Here is a 14,063-nt window from a genome sequence, read left to right as displayed (position 1 = left end):
AGGGTGACGCTACTCGGGGGTGACGTCCAGCGCGTGGCCGACCAGGGCGAGCAGTGACTCGATCACCGAGATCCGCTGCCGGGCGTCCATGATCAGCACGGGTATGTGCGGCGGCACCGTCAGCGCCTCGCGCACATCGGCCGGCTCGAACCGCTCGCTGCCGTCGAAGTGGTTGACGGCCACGATGTACGGCAGGCCGCAGCTCTCGAAGTAGTCGAGCGCCGGGAAGCAGTCCGACAGGCGGCGGGTGTCGGCGAGCACGACGGCGCCGATCGCGCCGCGCACCAGGTCGTCCCACATGAACCAGAAGCGCTGCTGACCGGGCGTGCCGAAGAGGTAGAGCACCAGGTCGTCGTCGAGCGTGATGCGGCCGAAGTCCATGGCGACCGTGGTGGTCGTCTTGTCGGGGGTGCCGCTCAGGTCGTCGGTGTCGGCGCTCGCCTGGGTCATCAGCGCCTCCGTCTGGAGGGGCGTGATCTCGGAGACGGCGGTCACGAGCGTCGTCTTGCCGACGCCGAAGCCGCCCGCCACCACGATCTTCGTGGCGATCGGGGCGCGCGACCGGTCGGTCTGCCAGGCCTGCAACTGACCCTCTTCGGCGAGGAGTTCAGAGACGGCGGAGTCCACTCAGCACCCTTTCCAGCAGTGCGCGGTCGGGCTGTCCTGGGCCGTGGCCCGTTCCGTACACGCGGATCTTTCCTTGGTCGGCGAGGTCGCTGATCAGTACGCGGACCACGCCGAGCGGCATCTTCAGCAGGGCGGCGATCTCCGCCACGGTGCGCATGCGGCGGCAGATCTCGACGATCGCCCGCATCTCGGGCATCACCCTGGCGAGCGTGCCCTTGGGCAGTTCGCGGCGCTCCTCGGCGGCCTCCAGCTCCGGGTGGCTCGCCACGAACGTCTCGACGAGCAGGACGTGACCGAACCTGGTCCGTCCGCCGGTCAGCGAGTAGGGGCGGACGCGGGCGGGCTTGCGGTCGCCGCCGCGCTGGGGGAGCTTCGGCGCCCTGCGGCCGGTGCCGCCGCCGGCGCTCATCGGGCGCTCTCCATCGACTGGCGCAGCTCGCTGCGGACCTCGGGGGTCAGGACGTGGCCGGCGCGGCCGACGAAGAGCGCCATGTGGTACGCGACGACGCTCATGTCGCAGTCCGGGGTGGCGTGCACGCCGAGCAGCGAGCCGTCGCTGATCGACATGACGAAGAGGCTGCCCTCCTCCATCGCGACCACGGTCTGCTTGACTCCCCCGCCGTCCATCAGCTTGGCGGCGCCGATGGTCAGCGAGCAGAGCCCGGAGACGATGGTGGCGAGGTCGGCGCTGGAGCCCTTGGGGCCCTTGGGGTGCGCGGCGGGCCGCTCGGCGCCCTGCCCGGGGTCGGAGGAGAGCAGCAGCAGCCCGTCGGAGGAGACCACCGCGACGGACAGGATGCCGGGCACCTCCTCCACGAGGTTCGTCAGCAGCCAGTGCAGGTTGCGGGCCTCACTGCTCAGAGCCGTTGCCGCGGCTCCGGTCGCGGTGGGTCCGGCTGTGGTGGCTCCGGCTGTGGTGGGTCCGGCGGAAGAACTGGGCGTGCGCATGGGCGCAGTCAACTGCTTGCCTCCTCGACTGAGTCCCCCATTACGTCTGCGGCTTTCGCGTTCTTGTCGTTACGTTCCGACCGGGCCGGCGGCTCCGGTGCCTGCGCGGGGTCCTCCCCGGCGGCCAGTTCGGCCTCCACGTCCCGCCGGCCGCTCTGCGCGCCCTGGTGGAACCCCCCGAGGCGGCGGCGGAGCGCTTCGGCGTCCACGGAGCCGCCGCGCTGCCTGGGCGCGGCGGGCGTGGGCGAGGTGATCTTCGGGGTGCGCTTGGGCAGCCCCTTGTCGGTGACGCGCTCCCACTTGGGCGACGCGGCCCCGGGCCCCGTCTCGGGCGAGGTACGGGTCTCGGGCTCGGGCTCCGCCTCCGGGGCCGGTGGCGCGAACAGCTCCATGGTGGTCTCGGCGGAGGGCGAGGCAGCGGCGGCCGACGCGCTCGACTCCTCGGCGTCCGACGAGGGCGCGGGGTCGGTCCCGGACTCGGGGTGGCTCCCGGACTCGGGGTCGGGCGCGGGGTCGGGGTCCTGCGTCCGCTTCGGGAGGGCCGTCTCCAGCGTCCGTTCGGCCGCCGCGATCAGCGGGTCCTCGCCGGGGGTCCCGGTGGCCCGCCCCGGCAGGACGTTGGAATTGGCCTCCGCCTCCGAGCCCGGCAGGTGCGTGACGGGCTCGCCGCCCCGCGGCGGGGTGACCACCGCGGCCGAGGAGGGCGCCTCGGCCAGGATCGGCTTGGGCAGCACCACGACCGCCGCGACGCCGCCCTGCTTCTGTTCCCGCAGCCGCACCCGCGCGCCGTGCCGGGCGGCGAGGCGCGCCACGACGTAGAGCCCGAGGCCGAGGCCCTCACCGCTCTCCTGGTCGTACGCGTCGTCGGGGTCGAAGTCGCTCAGGCGCGCGTTGAGTTCGCGCATGCGGTCCTGGGGGACGCCGATGCCCTCGTCCTGCACGGAGAGCATGACCTCGCCGCTCTCCAGGAGCCAGCCGGACACCTCGACGGCCGCGTCCGGCGGCGAGAACGAGGTGGCGTTCTCCAGGAGTTCGGCGGTCAGGTGGCTGATGTCGTCCGCGGCGAACCCCGCGATGTGCGCGTGCGGCGGCAGCGTGGCGATGCGCACCCGCTCGTACCGCTCGATCTCGGAGACGGCGGCGCGCATGACGTCGACCAGCGGGACCGGGCCGGGGTGCTGGTGGCCGTGCTCGGCGCCCGCGAGGACCAGGAGGTTCTCGCTGTGCCGGCGCATGACCGTGGCGAAGTGGTCGAGCTTGAAGAGCGTGGCGAGCCGGTCGGGGTCCTGCTCGCGGTCCTCCAGGTTCTCGATGACGGCCAGCTGCCGCTCGACCAGGCCGAGGGTGCGCAGGGCGAGGTTGACGAAGGTGCCGTGGATGGAGCGGCGTACGCGCTCCAGGTGGGCGGAGGCCTCGGCCAGCTCGGCGCGCAGGGCCTCGCGCTCGTCGGCCATGGCCTGGCGCTTGCCGATGAGGTGCTTGCGGTCGGTCTCCAGGGTGCCCAGGCGCTCGGTGAGGGCCGCCGCGTGGGCGTGCAGGGCGTTGACGGAGCGGACGACCTGGGCGAACTCGTCGTCGCGGCCCGTGAAGCGGATCGGCTCCTGCGGCTCGGGCTCGGCGGCCAGCCGGGCGGAGCCGAGCCGCAGGACGGCCAGGGGCCGGGTCAGCGAGCGGGCCATCGCCATGGAGACGCCGACGGCGACGAGCAGGAGGACGCCGACGAGCGCGACGCGGATCTCCAGGGCCGTCACGTCGTCGTCGCGCAGCTGGGCGAGACGCTTGGTGCGCTCCACGCCGAGCGCGGACTCGGCGCCGCGCATCGTCTCGATGCGGGCGGAGAGCGCGGCGTCCAGCTTCTTGCGGTCGTAGCGCTGTTCGGCGGCGGAGAGCGTGGGCCGGTCGGTGAGCTCGGCGAGGTACTTCTCGGCGGCGCCGACCTCGGGTCCCGTGACCGTCGAGTCGTACGCGGACCGCGCGGGGTCGTCGGCGGCGTCGCGGAAGTCGGCGAGCGCGGCCAGCTCGCGGACGTGGGCGCGCTGGGCGGCGGCGCTGAGGCCGTCGCGGCGCTCGGCGTCCGCCGAGGAGTCCTCGCCGTCGGTGACGGGCAGGCCCGTGACCGGGTCCAGCTCGGGGGCGCCGGTGCCGCCGGGGACGGCCAGGGCCGCCAGGAGGAGCCCCCGGGCGGCGGCGGCCTGCTCGACCGCGTGGTCGAGGTCGGCGAGGGCGAAGCCACCCTTGTTGACCTCGGCGGGCAGCTGCTCGGCCAGGTCGCGGGTGAGGCCGTGGAGTTCGGCGATGACCTTGGAGTACGCCTCGTGCGCTTCGAGGGCGGTGCTCTTGCCGGTGAGGGCGGCCCGGCGGACGGCGGCGACGTCGGCCAGCTCGGCGCGGAGCCCGGCGGGCGCGTCGGCGGCGCGCAGCTCGTCGATCTGCCGGTCCACGCGGGCGCTGCGGCTCTCGGAGAGGCCCTTGCCCTCGGGGCGTCCCGCGGCGACGAAGGAGGTGACCTCGTCGCGCTCGTCGGCCAGCGAGTGGCCGAGGGAGACCGCCTGCTGGGTGTGCTCGGCGAGGGTCACCAGGTTCTGGGTGTCGTTGAGCCGTTCGGAGGCGGCGATGACGGCGGGCGCGCCCGCGCCGACGATCGCGGCGGCCACCACGGCCACGGCGATGACCAGCCGGTTGCGGACCCGGGCGGTGGGCTTCTTGCCGACGCCGGCGGCGGCCGCCGCGGCCGCCTTGGCGGCGGGCGAGGCCGGGCCGGCGTCCCCGGCGGAGGCCGGCGCGGCGGAACCGGCGGGCGCGCCCGCCGAGGCTCCCTCGGGTGTTGCCGCGGGCGTTCCGGCCGCTGCCCCGGGGGGTGTCCCTGTCGCTGCCCCGGCCGATACCCCTGACGGTGTCATGTCAGGTCCGGTGGGACGGGCTCCGGTGGCGGGAGGGGGCGGGGCAGCCGCTCCCGAGGGCCGGGCCGCGTCCACTCCTGCCGCTGCCGTCACGGGGTCCGCGGCCGTGCGCTCCGGCGCACGCTCCGTCGGTGTGGTCGCGCCCGGCGTGGCCCCTTCGGGGGCCGTCTGCTTGCCTTTGCGCCGAGGCCGCATCTTCTGCACCGGTGCTCGCATTCCTGTTTTTCGTCTGCCCTTGGGCCCGGGTGACGATTCGTCAACACGAGCGCGCCCCCGGTTACGGCACCTGACCCTTCCAGTGCCGGTGGGTGGCGGTCGCGCATCGCCTGCCTGGCCACCCGAAGGAGTGAACATCGGCGGGGAGTTGGCGGGCAAGTCCCGGGGTGAGGAACAGCGGGCATATGCGGGGCGCCGGTTGGACGTGCTCGGCGGGCTTTGGCAGGATGCGCCGCCACACCCCGGCGGAGTCGATCATTCCGGTCCAATTCCGGCGCGGAGCCCGCCGGTACGGGCCGGCGCGGGGCCCTTCGCCCGCTTCCGGCGACCCCCGCGCGGGCCTCGGGCAGACTGGCCGAATGCGCATCGAACTCGCCACCGAGCCCGGAGACCCCGCACGCCCCAACGAGGACTACGCCTCGGTCGCGCTTCCCGCGTCCGGACACGGCGGATCCCTCGTCCTGCTGGACGGTGTGACGCCGCCCGAGGGAGCGGTGGGGTGTCTGCATTCCGTTCCCTGGTTCACCGCGCGCCTCGGCGGCGCACTGGGGGAACTGTCCGTTTCGCGACGGGATATGACGCTCCCTGAGATCTTGGCGGCCGGTATCTCGCGTACCGCCGACGCACATGGTTCAACCTGTGACCTTTCTCACCCTCGCACGCCTCAGGCAACCGTCGTGCTGGTGCGGTGGGACGCCGAGCGCGTCGAACATCTGGTCCTGTCCGACTCGGCGCTCCTGCTCGCGGGCCCCGGCGGCGAGGTGACCGCCGTGCTCGACCGGCGCCTCGCCGAGATGTCGCCCCCCGTGCAAGCCCTGCGCGACCAGGTGCGCGCCCTGCCGCGCGGCTCCGCCGAGCGGGAGGTGGCGGGCCGCGCGTACGGAGCGGCGGTCGAGGCCCTGCGCAACGCGGAGGACGGCTTCTTCACGGCCGCGGCGGACCCCTCGGCCGCCCTGCGCGCGGTCACCGGTGAGATGGCGCGGGCGGACGTGACGGCGGTGGCGGCGCTCACCGACGGGGTGACGCGGTGGGTGGAGACGTTCCGCGAGGGCGACTGGCGCGAGTGCTTCGCGCTGCTGCACAAGGAGGGCCCGCAGCACCTCATCGACCGGGTCCGCGAACTGGAACACGCCGACCCCGACCGCCTCGCCTTCCCCCGCGGCAAGCGACACGACGACGCGGCGGCGGTCTACGTGGAACTGTGACGCCCGAGGTTAATCCGCGCTCGCGTTCAGGCGGCCGAGCAGCCGGGCCAGTTCGGCGACCTCCGCCCGGTCCCAGCCCTGGAGCCGGCGCACGTACTGGGCGCGGCGGGCGGCGCGCACCGTGCGGAAGCGGGTGCGGCCCTCGGGGGTGAGCCGGATGAGCCAGGCGCGCCCGTCGGCCGGGTCGGGCTCGCGGGCGAGAAGGCCCAGCTCCTCCATGGCCCGCAGCTGACGGCTCATCGTCGCCTTGCCTACCCCGATGTACGCGGCGAGGTCGGTGGCCCGCTGCGGCCCCGAGTCGTCCAGGCACACGAGCAGGCCGTACGCGGCGGGCTCCAGATCGGGGTGGACCTGGCGCGCCATCTCACCCGACGAGGCCCGCGCGCGGCGCATCAGCAGGGACAACTCGCGCTCCAGGGAGAGGAACTCGCGGTCCGCCCCCGGCTCGGCGTCCTCGTGCGCCCCGCCCCGCACGCCCTCTTCTGCAGCACCCATGTCCCGCTTTCCCGATTCTGAAAGTCATCGCCCGAGGCCTCGCGCGCCACGGCTCCGCCGCCGGCGGCCTGACCAGTATTTCGCAAGGTCGCGGCGGCGGAGTGCCCAAGGCACCGCCACAGGAGTGGACCAACGGCGGGACGGTGCGCCTCTTCCCACCCCCGGTCTACGTGCGTAGCTTTTCAAGTGACATGTTCACACCATTCGACATGTCACAAGGTCCCCCCAGAGCACCACCGAGGCCTTCGGAGGCACGCATGCCCGTGCACAGACCCGGATCGGCCCGCCGCCCGCGCTTGTCGCCGGCGGGGGTTCTCCTCGCAGCACTGACCGCCCTCTCCCTCCTCCTGTCGCTCCCCACGGCGGCCGGGGCGGACGACATCCCCCCGCGCGGCTCCGCCCGGCTCGGGCAGGGCGTCATCGCACACGACGGCCAGGGCGGTCTGCCCAGCGGCGGCGGCGCCACCCAGACCGAGGGCGTCGACGTCAGCAGCCACCAGGGCAACGTCGCCTGGTCGACGCTGTGGAACAGCGGAGTGAAGTGGGCCTACACCAAGGCCACCGAGGGCACCTACTACGTGAACCCCTACTTCGCCCAGCAGTACAACGGCTCGTACAACGTCGGCATGATCCGCGGCTCCTACCACTTCGCGACGCCCGACACCTCCAGCGGCGCCACCCAGGCCAACTACTTCGCGAGCAACGGCGGCGGCTGGTCGCGCGACGGCAGGACGCTGCCGGGCGCGCTGGACATCGAGTGGAACCCCTACGGGGCGGCCTGCTTCGGCAAGTCGCAGTCCGAGATGGTCGGCTGGATCCGCGACTTCCTGAACACCTACAAGGCGCGCACCGGCCGCGACGCCGTGATCTACACCGCCACCAGCTGGTGGAAGCAGTGCACCGGCAACTACAGCGGCTTCGGCGCCAGCAACCCGCTGTGGATCGCCCGTTACGACACCGGCCCGGGCGAGCTGCCGGCCGGCTGGGGCTTCCACACCATGTGGCAGTACACCTCGTCCGGGCCCACGGTCGGGGACCACGACAAGTTCAACGGCGCCTACGACCGCGTCCAGGCGCTCGCCTACGGCTGACCCGCGCACAGGGCGGTGGCCGGCCCCTCGCAGGACCGGCCACCGCTCACGGACACCGCTCGCTCACGCGGCGACCGCGACCCGCACCTGCGCCTCCGTGAGGGCCAGTTCGAGCACCTGGCGCACATCGGAGACCGGGTGCACCTCCAGCTTGTCCAGGACCTCGGCCGGGACGTCGTCGAGGTCCGCCTCGTTCCGCTTGGGGATGATCACCGTGGTGATCCCGGCGCGGTGCGCGGCCAGCAGCTTCTGCTTGACGCCGCCGATCGGCAGCACCCGGCCGGTCAGCGAGATCTCCCCGGTCATCGCCACGTCCGTACGGACCTGGCGCCCGCTGAGCAGCGAGGCGAGGGCGGTGGTCAGCGTGACACCCGCGCTCGGCCCGTCCTTGGGGACGGCGCCGGCCGGGAAGTGGACGTGCACGCCCCGCTCCTTCAGGTCGCCGACGGGCAGTTCCAGCTCGGCCCCGTGCGAGCGCAGGAACGACAGGGCGATCTGCGCCGACTCCTTCATCACGTCACCCAGCTGCCCGGTGAGCGTGAGCCCGGAGGCCCCCGTCTCCGGGTCGGCGAGCGACGCCTCCACGAACAGGACGTCGCCGCCCGCCCCGGTCACCGCGAGCCCGGTGGCCACACCCGGCACGGCGGTGCGCCGCTCGGCCGGGTCCTGGGCGGCCTCGGGGACGTGGTGCGGCCGCCCGATGAGGTCCCGCAGGTCCTCGTCGGTGACGGTGAACGGCAGCTCCCGCTCTCCCAGTTCGTGCTGCGCCGCCACCTTGCGCAGCAGCCGCGCGACGGACCGCTCCAGGTTCCGTACGCCCGCCTCCCGCGTGTACTCGCCGGCGAGCTTGCGCAGGGCGCTCTCGTCCAGGGTGACCTCGTCCTTCTCCAGGCCCGCCCGGTCCAGCTGGCGCGGGAGCAGGTGGTCGCGGGCGATGACGACCTTCTCGTCCTCGGTGTAGCCGTCGAGCCGGACCAGCTCCATGCGGTCGCGCAGCGCCTCCGGGATCGCTTCGAGGACGTTCGCCGTCGCCAGGAAGACGACGTCGCTGAGGTCCAGCTCCACCTCCAGGTAGTGGTCCCGGAAGGTGTGGTTCTGCGCCGGGTCGAGGACTTCGAGCAGGGCGGCGGCCGGGTCGCCCCGGAAGTCCGAGCCCACCTTGTCGATCTCGTCCAGGAGCACGACCGGGTTCATCGACCCGGCCTCCTTGACGGCGCGCACGATCCGCCCGGGCAGCGCCCCGACGTACGTACGCCGGTGTCCGCGGATCTCCGCCTCGTCCCGTACGCCGCCGAGGGCGACCCGCACGAACTTGCGGCCCATGGCGTGCGCGACGGACTCCCCCAGCGAGGTCTTGCCGACGCCGGGCGGGCCGACGAGGGCCAGCACGGCGCCGCCCCGGCGGCCGCCGACGACGCCGAGGCCGCGGTCGGTGCGGCGCTTGCGCACCGCGAGGTACTCGGTGATGCGCTCCTTCACGTCCCGCAGCCCGGCGTGCTCGGCGTCGAGGATCGCCCGGGCGCCCTTGATGTCGTACTCGTCCTCCGTGCGTTCGTTCCACGGCAGTTCGAGGACGGTGTCCAGCCAGGTCCTGATCCAGGAGCCCTCGGGCGACTGGTCGCTGGCGCGCTCCAGCTTGTCGACCTCCTTCAGGGCGGCCTCGCGCACCTTCTCGGGCAGGTCGGCGGCCTCGACGCGGGCACGGTAGTCGTCGGACTCCTCGGCGGCGTCCTTGCTGTCACCGTTGAGTTCCCGCAGCTCCTTGCGCACGGCGTCCAGCTGGCGCCGCAGCAGGAACTCGCGCTGCTGCTTGTCGACGCCCTCCTGGACGTCCTTGGCGATGGTCTCGGCGACCTCCTGCTCGGCCAGGTGCTCGCGCAGCTGGGCGGTGGCCAGCTTGAGGCGGGCGACCGGGTCCTCGGTCTCCAGGAGTTCGATCTTCTGCTGGGTGGTGAGGAAGGGGGAGTAACCGGAGTTGTCGGCGAGCGCGGAGACGTCGTCGATCTGCGTCACGCGGTCGACCACCTGCCAGGCGCCGCGCTTCTTCAGCCAGCTGGTGGCGAGCGCCTTGTACTCCTTGACCAGCTCGGTCACGGCGCCGGGCAGGGGCTCGGGGACGGCGTCGTCCAGCTGCTGCCCCTCCACCCACAGGGCGCCGCCGGGCCCGGTCGTACCGGCGCCGATGCGTACGCGGCCCCGGCCGCGGATGAGGGCGCCCGGGTCGCCGTCGGAGAGCCGCCCGACCTGCTCGACGGTGCCGAGGACGCCGGTGGCGGCGTACGTCCCGTCGATGCGCGGAACAAGCAGCACCTTCGGCTTGCTGTCGCCCTCGGCACGGGCGGCGGCCTGCGCGGCCTCCACGGCGGCGCGCACCTCGGCGTCGGACAGGTCGAACGGGACCACCATGCCGGGCAGGACCACCTCGTCGTCGAGCGGCAGCACAGGCAGAGTGAGCGAGGTGTACGAGGTGGACTCAGTAGCCATGATCTCCCTTTCGGCATCCAAGTTGAGCTGTACCGACTCAATGCTTGTGAGTGCCGCAATGTTCCCCCGGGGGTGTTCGCTCTCAGCGATCACCCGCTGGGGGGACGGGGAGGATCAGGCGCCGCGCGCCTGGGACCGGCGCCCGCGCCCGAGCAGCGGCCAGGTGGAGATGCCGATCAGGAGCGCCAGGAGATGGCCCCAGTTGGTCATCGGATCGGCGAACTCGATCAGGTCGTCGACCAGCATCCAGCCGAAGCCGGCCAGCACGGCCCACCGCGGCCAGGGGGTGAGCAGCCCGGCGAGCGCGCCGACGCTGGCCGCGACACCGAAGCTGATGCCGTAGTCGAGGCGGTGCAGCGAACTGTCCGGCAGATGCCCCGCGAGCACCGAAAGCCCCACCGGCACCTCCGTCGCCAAGGTGGCGACGGAGTGCCCGAGCAGGAAGACCCCGGCGGTGCGCCAGCCGCCGATCCGGCGCTCCAGCGCGGTCAGGACCAGCAGGAAGCCGATCGCGTACGGCGATGTGATGCCGCCCGCGATCCACAGCGCGCTGGCGACGAGGACGAGGACGGGGTTGTGCGCGAGGTGCGCGACGTCGGTGCTGGAGCCCCGGAGCAGCGCGTCGACCGTGTCCGGGTCGGCGTACCGGCTCAGCAGGGAGGTGGCGGCGAGGACGAGCCCGTAGCCGAAGGTGAAGGGGGTGGCCCGGGGATCGGGGAGCAGCCGCCAGGGTCTGGCCCGGACGCGCCGGGACCGGGCGCCACCGCTCTCGGCCCGCCCGGGATCAGCGGCGGGCGCGCGGGGTCCGGACGGCGCGGGACGGCGACCCGGCTGACACGGGAGCGCGTTCAGGGTGGGCGGCTCGGCACGGGTGGGCGACTCGGCCCGGGCGGGCGACTCGACCCGGGCGGGCGACTCGACCCGGGCGGGCGACTCGACGCGGGCGGGCGGCTCGGGGCGGGAGAGCGGCTCCGCGCGGGTGGGCGGCTCACGGTCCCCGGGCCCGGGGGCGATGAGGGTGTCCGAGGACTCGACGCTCTGGTTCACGGGTGAGGCGCTCCTTCCGTCCCGCCCTACCCTTTGCCCACTTTTCGAGCACTGTCTATGACCGGGGCCACGTGGGACGCGATTCACAGCAACCTCCAAGGCGACTTCCGCGTTGCCCACGTCTCTTCTGCGCCGCCGGCACCTTCAGCGTTACCCGCGAACGCCCACCTCACCGGAGTTCCGCGGCAGGACTCCCCCGTCCCGCGCACCGCCCGGGGAGGACTTGCGCGTTCACCGGAGAACCACCGGCCCCCGCGCCTACGCTGACGCCATGCGCACCCCCACCACCGCCCCCGTCGTCCTCGACCGGCGCGAGGGTCCGTACGGCGAGGTCGTCCTGCGGCGCCACGGTGAGCTGCTCCAGATCATCGCCAACGGCTGCTTCCTGATGGACACCTCCGACGGCCGCTCCGAGCGGCTGCTCGTCGACGCGGCACGCGACGCCCTCGACGACCGCCCGGAGCCCTCCGTGCTGATCGGCGGGCTCGGCGTCGGGTTCTCCCTCGCGCACGCCGCCGCCGACCCCCGCTGGGGGCGCATCACCGTGGTCGAGCGCGAGGACGCCGTCATCGACTGGCATCGGGCCGGACCGCTCGCCGAACTGTCCGCGGCGGCGCTCGCCGACTCACGTACGCAAATTCTTCACACGGACCTCGTCAGCCACCTTCAGGGGGCTCCCGGCACCCCGTCCGGCCCCTCGGACACGTACGACGCACTCTGTCTGGACATCGACAACGGCCCGGACTGGACGGTGACGGCGGGCAACAACTCCCTTTACTCGCCCGCCGGTCTGGACGCCTGCAAAGCCCGGCTCACCCCGGGCGGAGTGCTCGCCGTGTGGTCCGCGAAGCCCTCGTCCGCTTTCGACGACGCTCTACGGAATGCCGGATTCCAGAGGGTACGAACCGAAGAGATCCCCGTTGCCCGAGGCGTCCCGGACGTGGTGCACCTCGGCGTCAGGGCTGCGTAGCCGAGGTGCCTTCGCGACCCGTACCCTGCTGACCGAACACAAGCGATCAGTGTCAGGGGCGGGCGATGGAGCAGACACACACCTCCCACAACGGCGCCACGGCGGCGACACCCGGCGCCCAGCGCCGGGTCCTGGTGGTCGAGGACGACCCGACGATCGTCGACGCCATCGCCGCCCGGCTGCGGGCCGAGGGTTTTGTTGTGCAAACGGCCACGGACGGTCCCTCGGCGGTCGACACCGCCCAGGCCTGGCAGCCCGACCTGCTGATCCTGGACATCATGCTGCCGGGCTTCGACGGCCTCGAGGTGTGCCGCCGGGTCCAGGCCCAGCGGCCCGTCCCGGTCCTCATGCTCACCGCGCGTGACGACGAGACGGACATGCTGGTCGGGCTCGGGGTCGGCGCGGACGACTACATGACCAAGCCGTTCTCGATGCGCGAGCTCGCGGCCCGGGTGCACGTCCTGCTGCGCCGCGTCGAGCGGGCCGCGCTCGCCGCGACCACGCCCCGCAGCGGCATCCTGCGCCTGGGCGAACTGGAGATCGACCACGCCCAGCGGCGTGTGCGGGTGCGCAGCGAGGACGTCCACCTGACGCCCACCGAGTTCGATCTGCTGGTCTGCCTGGCCAACACCCCGCGCGCCGTCCTCTCCCGCGAGCAGCTCCTCGCGGAGGTCTGGGACTGGGCCGACGCGTCCGGCACCCGGACCGTCGACAGCCACATCAAGGCGCTGCGCCGCAAGATCGGCGCCGAGCGCATCCGCACCGTGCACGGCGTCGGCTACGCCCTTGAGACCCCGGCGCCGTGAGGCCGGCCCTGCCGTGAGCGGGCCCTTCGGGCCCTTCGGGCCGTTCCAGGGGCTGCGGCCGTTCTCCATCAAGACCAAGCTCGGCGCCCTCGTGGTCGTCTCGGTGTTCATCACCACGGGACTGCTCCTGGTGGCCATGAAGACGGAGACCGAGCTGCGGTTCATCACCGTCTTCTCGGTGATCGCCACCCTGCTCATCACGCAGTTCGTGGCGCACAGCCTCACCGCGCCGCTGGACGAGATGAACGCGGTGGCCCGCGCGGTGAGCCACGGCGACTACACGCGCCGGGTGCGCGGCGCCGACCGGCGCGACGAGCTGGGCGACGTGGCGACCACGATCAACGCCATGGCCGACGACCTGGAGGCCCAGGACACCCAGCGCAAGGAGCTGGTCGCCAACGTCAGCCATGAGCTGCGCACCCCCATCGCCGCCCTGCGCGCCGTCCTGGAGAACGTCGTGGACGGTGTCTCCGCCGCCGACCCGGAGACGATGCGCACGGCCCTGAAGCAGACCGAGCGCTTGGGACGGCTCGTGGAGACCCTCCTCGACCTCTCCCGCCTCGACAACGGCGTCGTACCGCTGCGCGCCCGCCGCTTCGAGGTCTGGCCGTATCTGTCGGGCGTCCTGAAGGAGGCCAACATGGTGGCCTCCGCGCGCGCGGGCATCGCCTCCGGCTCCGGCAGCCACACCCGCGCGGACGTCCATCTGCACCTGGACGTCTCGCCCCCGGAGCTGACGGCCCACGCCGACGCGGAGCGGCTGCACCAGGTGGTGGCGAACCTCATCGACAACGCGGTCAAGCACAGCCCGCCGCACGGCCGCGTGACGGTGCGGGCCAGGCGCGGGCCCTATCCCGAGTCCCTGGACCTGGAGGTGCTCGACGAGGGACCCGGAATCCCCCAGTCCGAGTGGCACCGGGTCTTCGAGCGGTTCAACCGGGGCAGCCACGCGGGCGCCCCCGCCAAGAACTCCGCCAACGACGGCGGCACGGGCCTCGGCCTCGCCATCGCGCGCTGGGCGGTCGATCTGCACGGCGGCCACATCGGGGTGGCCGAATCCCCACGCGGCTGCCGGATCCAGGTCACCCTTCCGGGCCTGCCCGAAGAGTGAAGTTGACGTAGGGTTCGAAACGGAAGCGATTCACCGGCCGCCCCCTGGGCACCCGGGAGCCGCCGCCGCGCGTAGACGTCCTTCGGACGTACCCGCGCGGCCATCCTGCGTTGCGGAACCTCGCTTGTTTCCCGCCATTTACAGCCCCGAAACCACTCGCCCA

Annotated in this window: 12 protein-coding genes; 5 read left to right on the top strand and 7 right to left on the bottom strand. The window is 73.1% G+C overall.

Annotated features, from left to right (window positions below):
- Positions 1-9: 9 nt before the first annotated feature.
- From ABZ385_RS15255 to ABZ385_RS15240, 4 genes are read right to left on the bottom strand one after another with little or no spacing between them, the layout of a single operon-like run.
- Complete coding sequence (locus ABZ385_RS15255) at positions 10-627, bottom strand: ATP/GTP-binding protein (protein WP_358911651.1); 618 nt, start codon at positions 625-627, stop codon at positions 10-12.
- A complete protein-coding gene (locus ABZ385_RS15250) occupies positions 608-1,036 on the bottom strand; it encodes a DUF742 domain-containing protein (protein WP_358698005.1) in 429 nt (142 codons plus the stop codon). Before ABZ385_RS15250 ends, ABZ385_RS15255 begins: the two co-directional genes overlap by 20 nt.
- On the bottom strand, positions 1,033-1,575 hold the full coding sequence (locus ABZ385_RS15245) for a roadblock/LC7 domain-containing protein (RefSeq protein WP_358698003.1): 543 nt from the start codon (positions 1,573-1,575) through the stop codon (positions 1,033-1,035). The genes ABZ385_RS15250 and ABZ385_RS15245 overlap by 4 nt, the downstream gene beginning before the upstream one ends.
- Before the next feature lie 8 nt (positions 1,576-1,583).
- Positions 1,584-4,475, bottom strand: coding sequence for a nitrate- and nitrite sensing domain-containing protein (locus tag ABZ385_RS15240; RefSeq protein WP_358911649.1), 2,892 nt, complete (start codon positions 4,473-4,475; stop codon positions 1,584-1,586).
- A gap of 575 nt (positions 4,476-5,050) precedes the next feature.
- Between ABZ385_RS15240 and ABZ385_RS15235 the strand changes: the two genes are divergently transcribed.
- Positions 5,051-5,896: a hypothetical protein gene (locus ABZ385_RS15235; RefSeq protein WP_358911647.1), complete on the top strand. Its 846-nt coding sequence runs from the start codon at positions 5,051-5,053 to the stop codon at positions 5,894-5,896.
- A 9-nt stretch (positions 5,897-5,905) separates the two neighbouring features.
- On the opposite strand, the gene ABZ385_RS15230 is transcribed toward ABZ385_RS15235, so the two are convergent.
- The gene (locus ABZ385_RS15230; RefSeq protein ID WP_358589377.1) at positions 5,906-6,391 is read right to left on the bottom strand and encodes a MarR family transcriptional regulator; all 486 of its coding nucleotides are present in this window, start codon (positions 6,389-6,391) and stop codon (positions 5,906-5,908) included.
- Positions 6,392-6,648: 257 nt separating this feature from the next.
- Here ABZ385_RS15230 and ABZ385_RS15225 point away from each other — a divergent pair, with 257 nt between their 5' ends.
- Positions 6,649-7,482 carry a lysozyme gene (locus ABZ385_RS15225; protein WP_358699192.1) on the top strand — a complete coding sequence of 278 codons (834 nt, stop codon included), beginning with the start codon at positions 6,649-6,651 and terminating at the stop codon, positions 7,480-7,482.
- A gap of 63 nt (positions 7,483-7,545) precedes the next feature.
- On the opposite strand, the gene lon is transcribed toward ABZ385_RS15225, so the two are convergent.
- Both lon and ABZ385_RS15215 read right to left on the bottom strand, forming a co-directional pair.
- Positions 7,546-9,966 carry an endopeptidase La gene (gene lon, locus ABZ385_RS15220; RefSeq protein ID WP_358911645.1) on the bottom strand — a complete coding sequence of 807 codons (2,421 nt, stop codon included), beginning with the start codon at positions 9,964-9,966 and terminating at the stop codon, positions 7,546-7,548.
- Positions 9,967-10,080: 114 nt separating this feature from the next.
- Positions 10,081-11,013, bottom strand: coding sequence for a rhomboid-like protein (locus ABZ385_RS15215; RefSeq protein WP_358911643.1), 933 nt, complete (start codon positions 11,011-11,013; stop codon positions 10,081-10,083).
- Between the two features lie 271 nt (positions 11,014-11,284).
- On the opposite strand from ABZ385_RS15215, the gene ABZ385_RS15210 reads away from it, so the two are divergent.
- The 3 genes from ABZ385_RS15210 (at position 11,285) to ABZ385_RS15200 (ending at position 13,900) form a co-directional block, all read left to right on the top strand.
- On the top strand, positions 11,285-11,983 hold the full coding sequence (locus ABZ385_RS15210) for a spermidine synthase (RefSeq protein ID WP_358911641.1): 699 nt from the start codon (positions 11,285-11,287) through the stop codon (positions 11,981-11,983).
- A gap of 65 nt (positions 11,984-12,048) precedes the next feature.
- A complete protein-coding gene (locus ABZ385_RS15205) occupies positions 12,049-12,789 on the top strand; it encodes a response regulator transcription factor (protein ID WP_358698283.1) in 741 nt (246 codons plus the stop codon).
- Positions 12,790-12,802: 13 nt separating this feature from the next.
- Positions 12,803-13,900: an ATP-binding protein gene (locus tag ABZ385_RS15200; RefSeq protein WP_358589389.1), complete on the top strand. Its 1,098-nt coding sequence runs from the start codon at positions 12,803-12,805 to the stop codon at positions 13,898-13,900.
- Positions 13,901-14,063: the final 163 nt, after the last annotated feature.

Source organism: Streptomyces sp. NPDC005898 (assembly GCF_040629635.1).
Classification (GTDB): Bacteria; Actinomycetota; Actinomycetes; order Streptomycetales; family Streptomycetaceae; genus Streptomyces.
The sequence above is the reverse complement of the archived record's forward strand: the minus strand, read 5'-3'. Positions and strand labels throughout refer to the sequence as shown.

What these genes read in the sequence shown, in the direction of transcription:
- ABZ385_RS15250 (WP_358698005.1), bottom strand. Translation starts at nt 1,036, where the DNA reads ATGAGCGCCGGCGGCGGCACCGGCCGCAGGGCGCCGAAGCTCCCCCAG.
- ABZ385_RS15245 (WP_358698003.1), bottom strand. Translation starts at nt 1,575, where the DNA reads ATGCGCACGCCCAGTTCTTCCGCCGGACCCACCACAGCCGGAGCCACC.
- ABZ385_RS15240 (WP_358911649.1), bottom strand. Translation starts at nt 4,475, where the DNA reads ATGACACCGTCAGGGGTATCGGCCGGGGCAGCGACAGGGACACCCCCC.
- ABZ385_RS15235 (WP_358911647.1), top strand. Translation starts at nt 5,051, where the DNA reads ATGCGCATCGAACTCGCCACCGAGCCCGGAGACCCCGCACGCCCCAAC.
- ABZ385_RS15230 (WP_358589377.1), bottom strand. Translation starts at nt 6,391, where the DNA reads ATGGGTGCTGCAGAAGAGGGCGTGCGGGGCGGGGCGCACGAGGACGCC.
- ABZ385_RS15225 (WP_358699192.1), top strand. Translation starts at nt 6,649, where the DNA reads ATGCCCGTGCACAGACCCGGATCGGCCCGCCGCCCGCGCTTGTCGCCG.
- lon (WP_358911645.1), bottom strand. Translation starts at nt 9,966, where the DNA reads ATGGCTACTGAGTCCACCTCGTACACCTCGCTCACTCTGCCTGTGCTG.
- ABZ385_RS15210 (WP_358911641.1), top strand. Translation starts at nt 11,285, where the DNA reads ATGCGCACCCCCACCACCGCCCCCGTCGTCCTCGACCGGCGCGAGGGT.
- ABZ385_RS15205 (WP_358698283.1), top strand. Translation starts at nt 12,049, where the DNA reads ATGGAGCAGACACACACCTCCCACAACGGCGCCACGGCGGCGACACCC.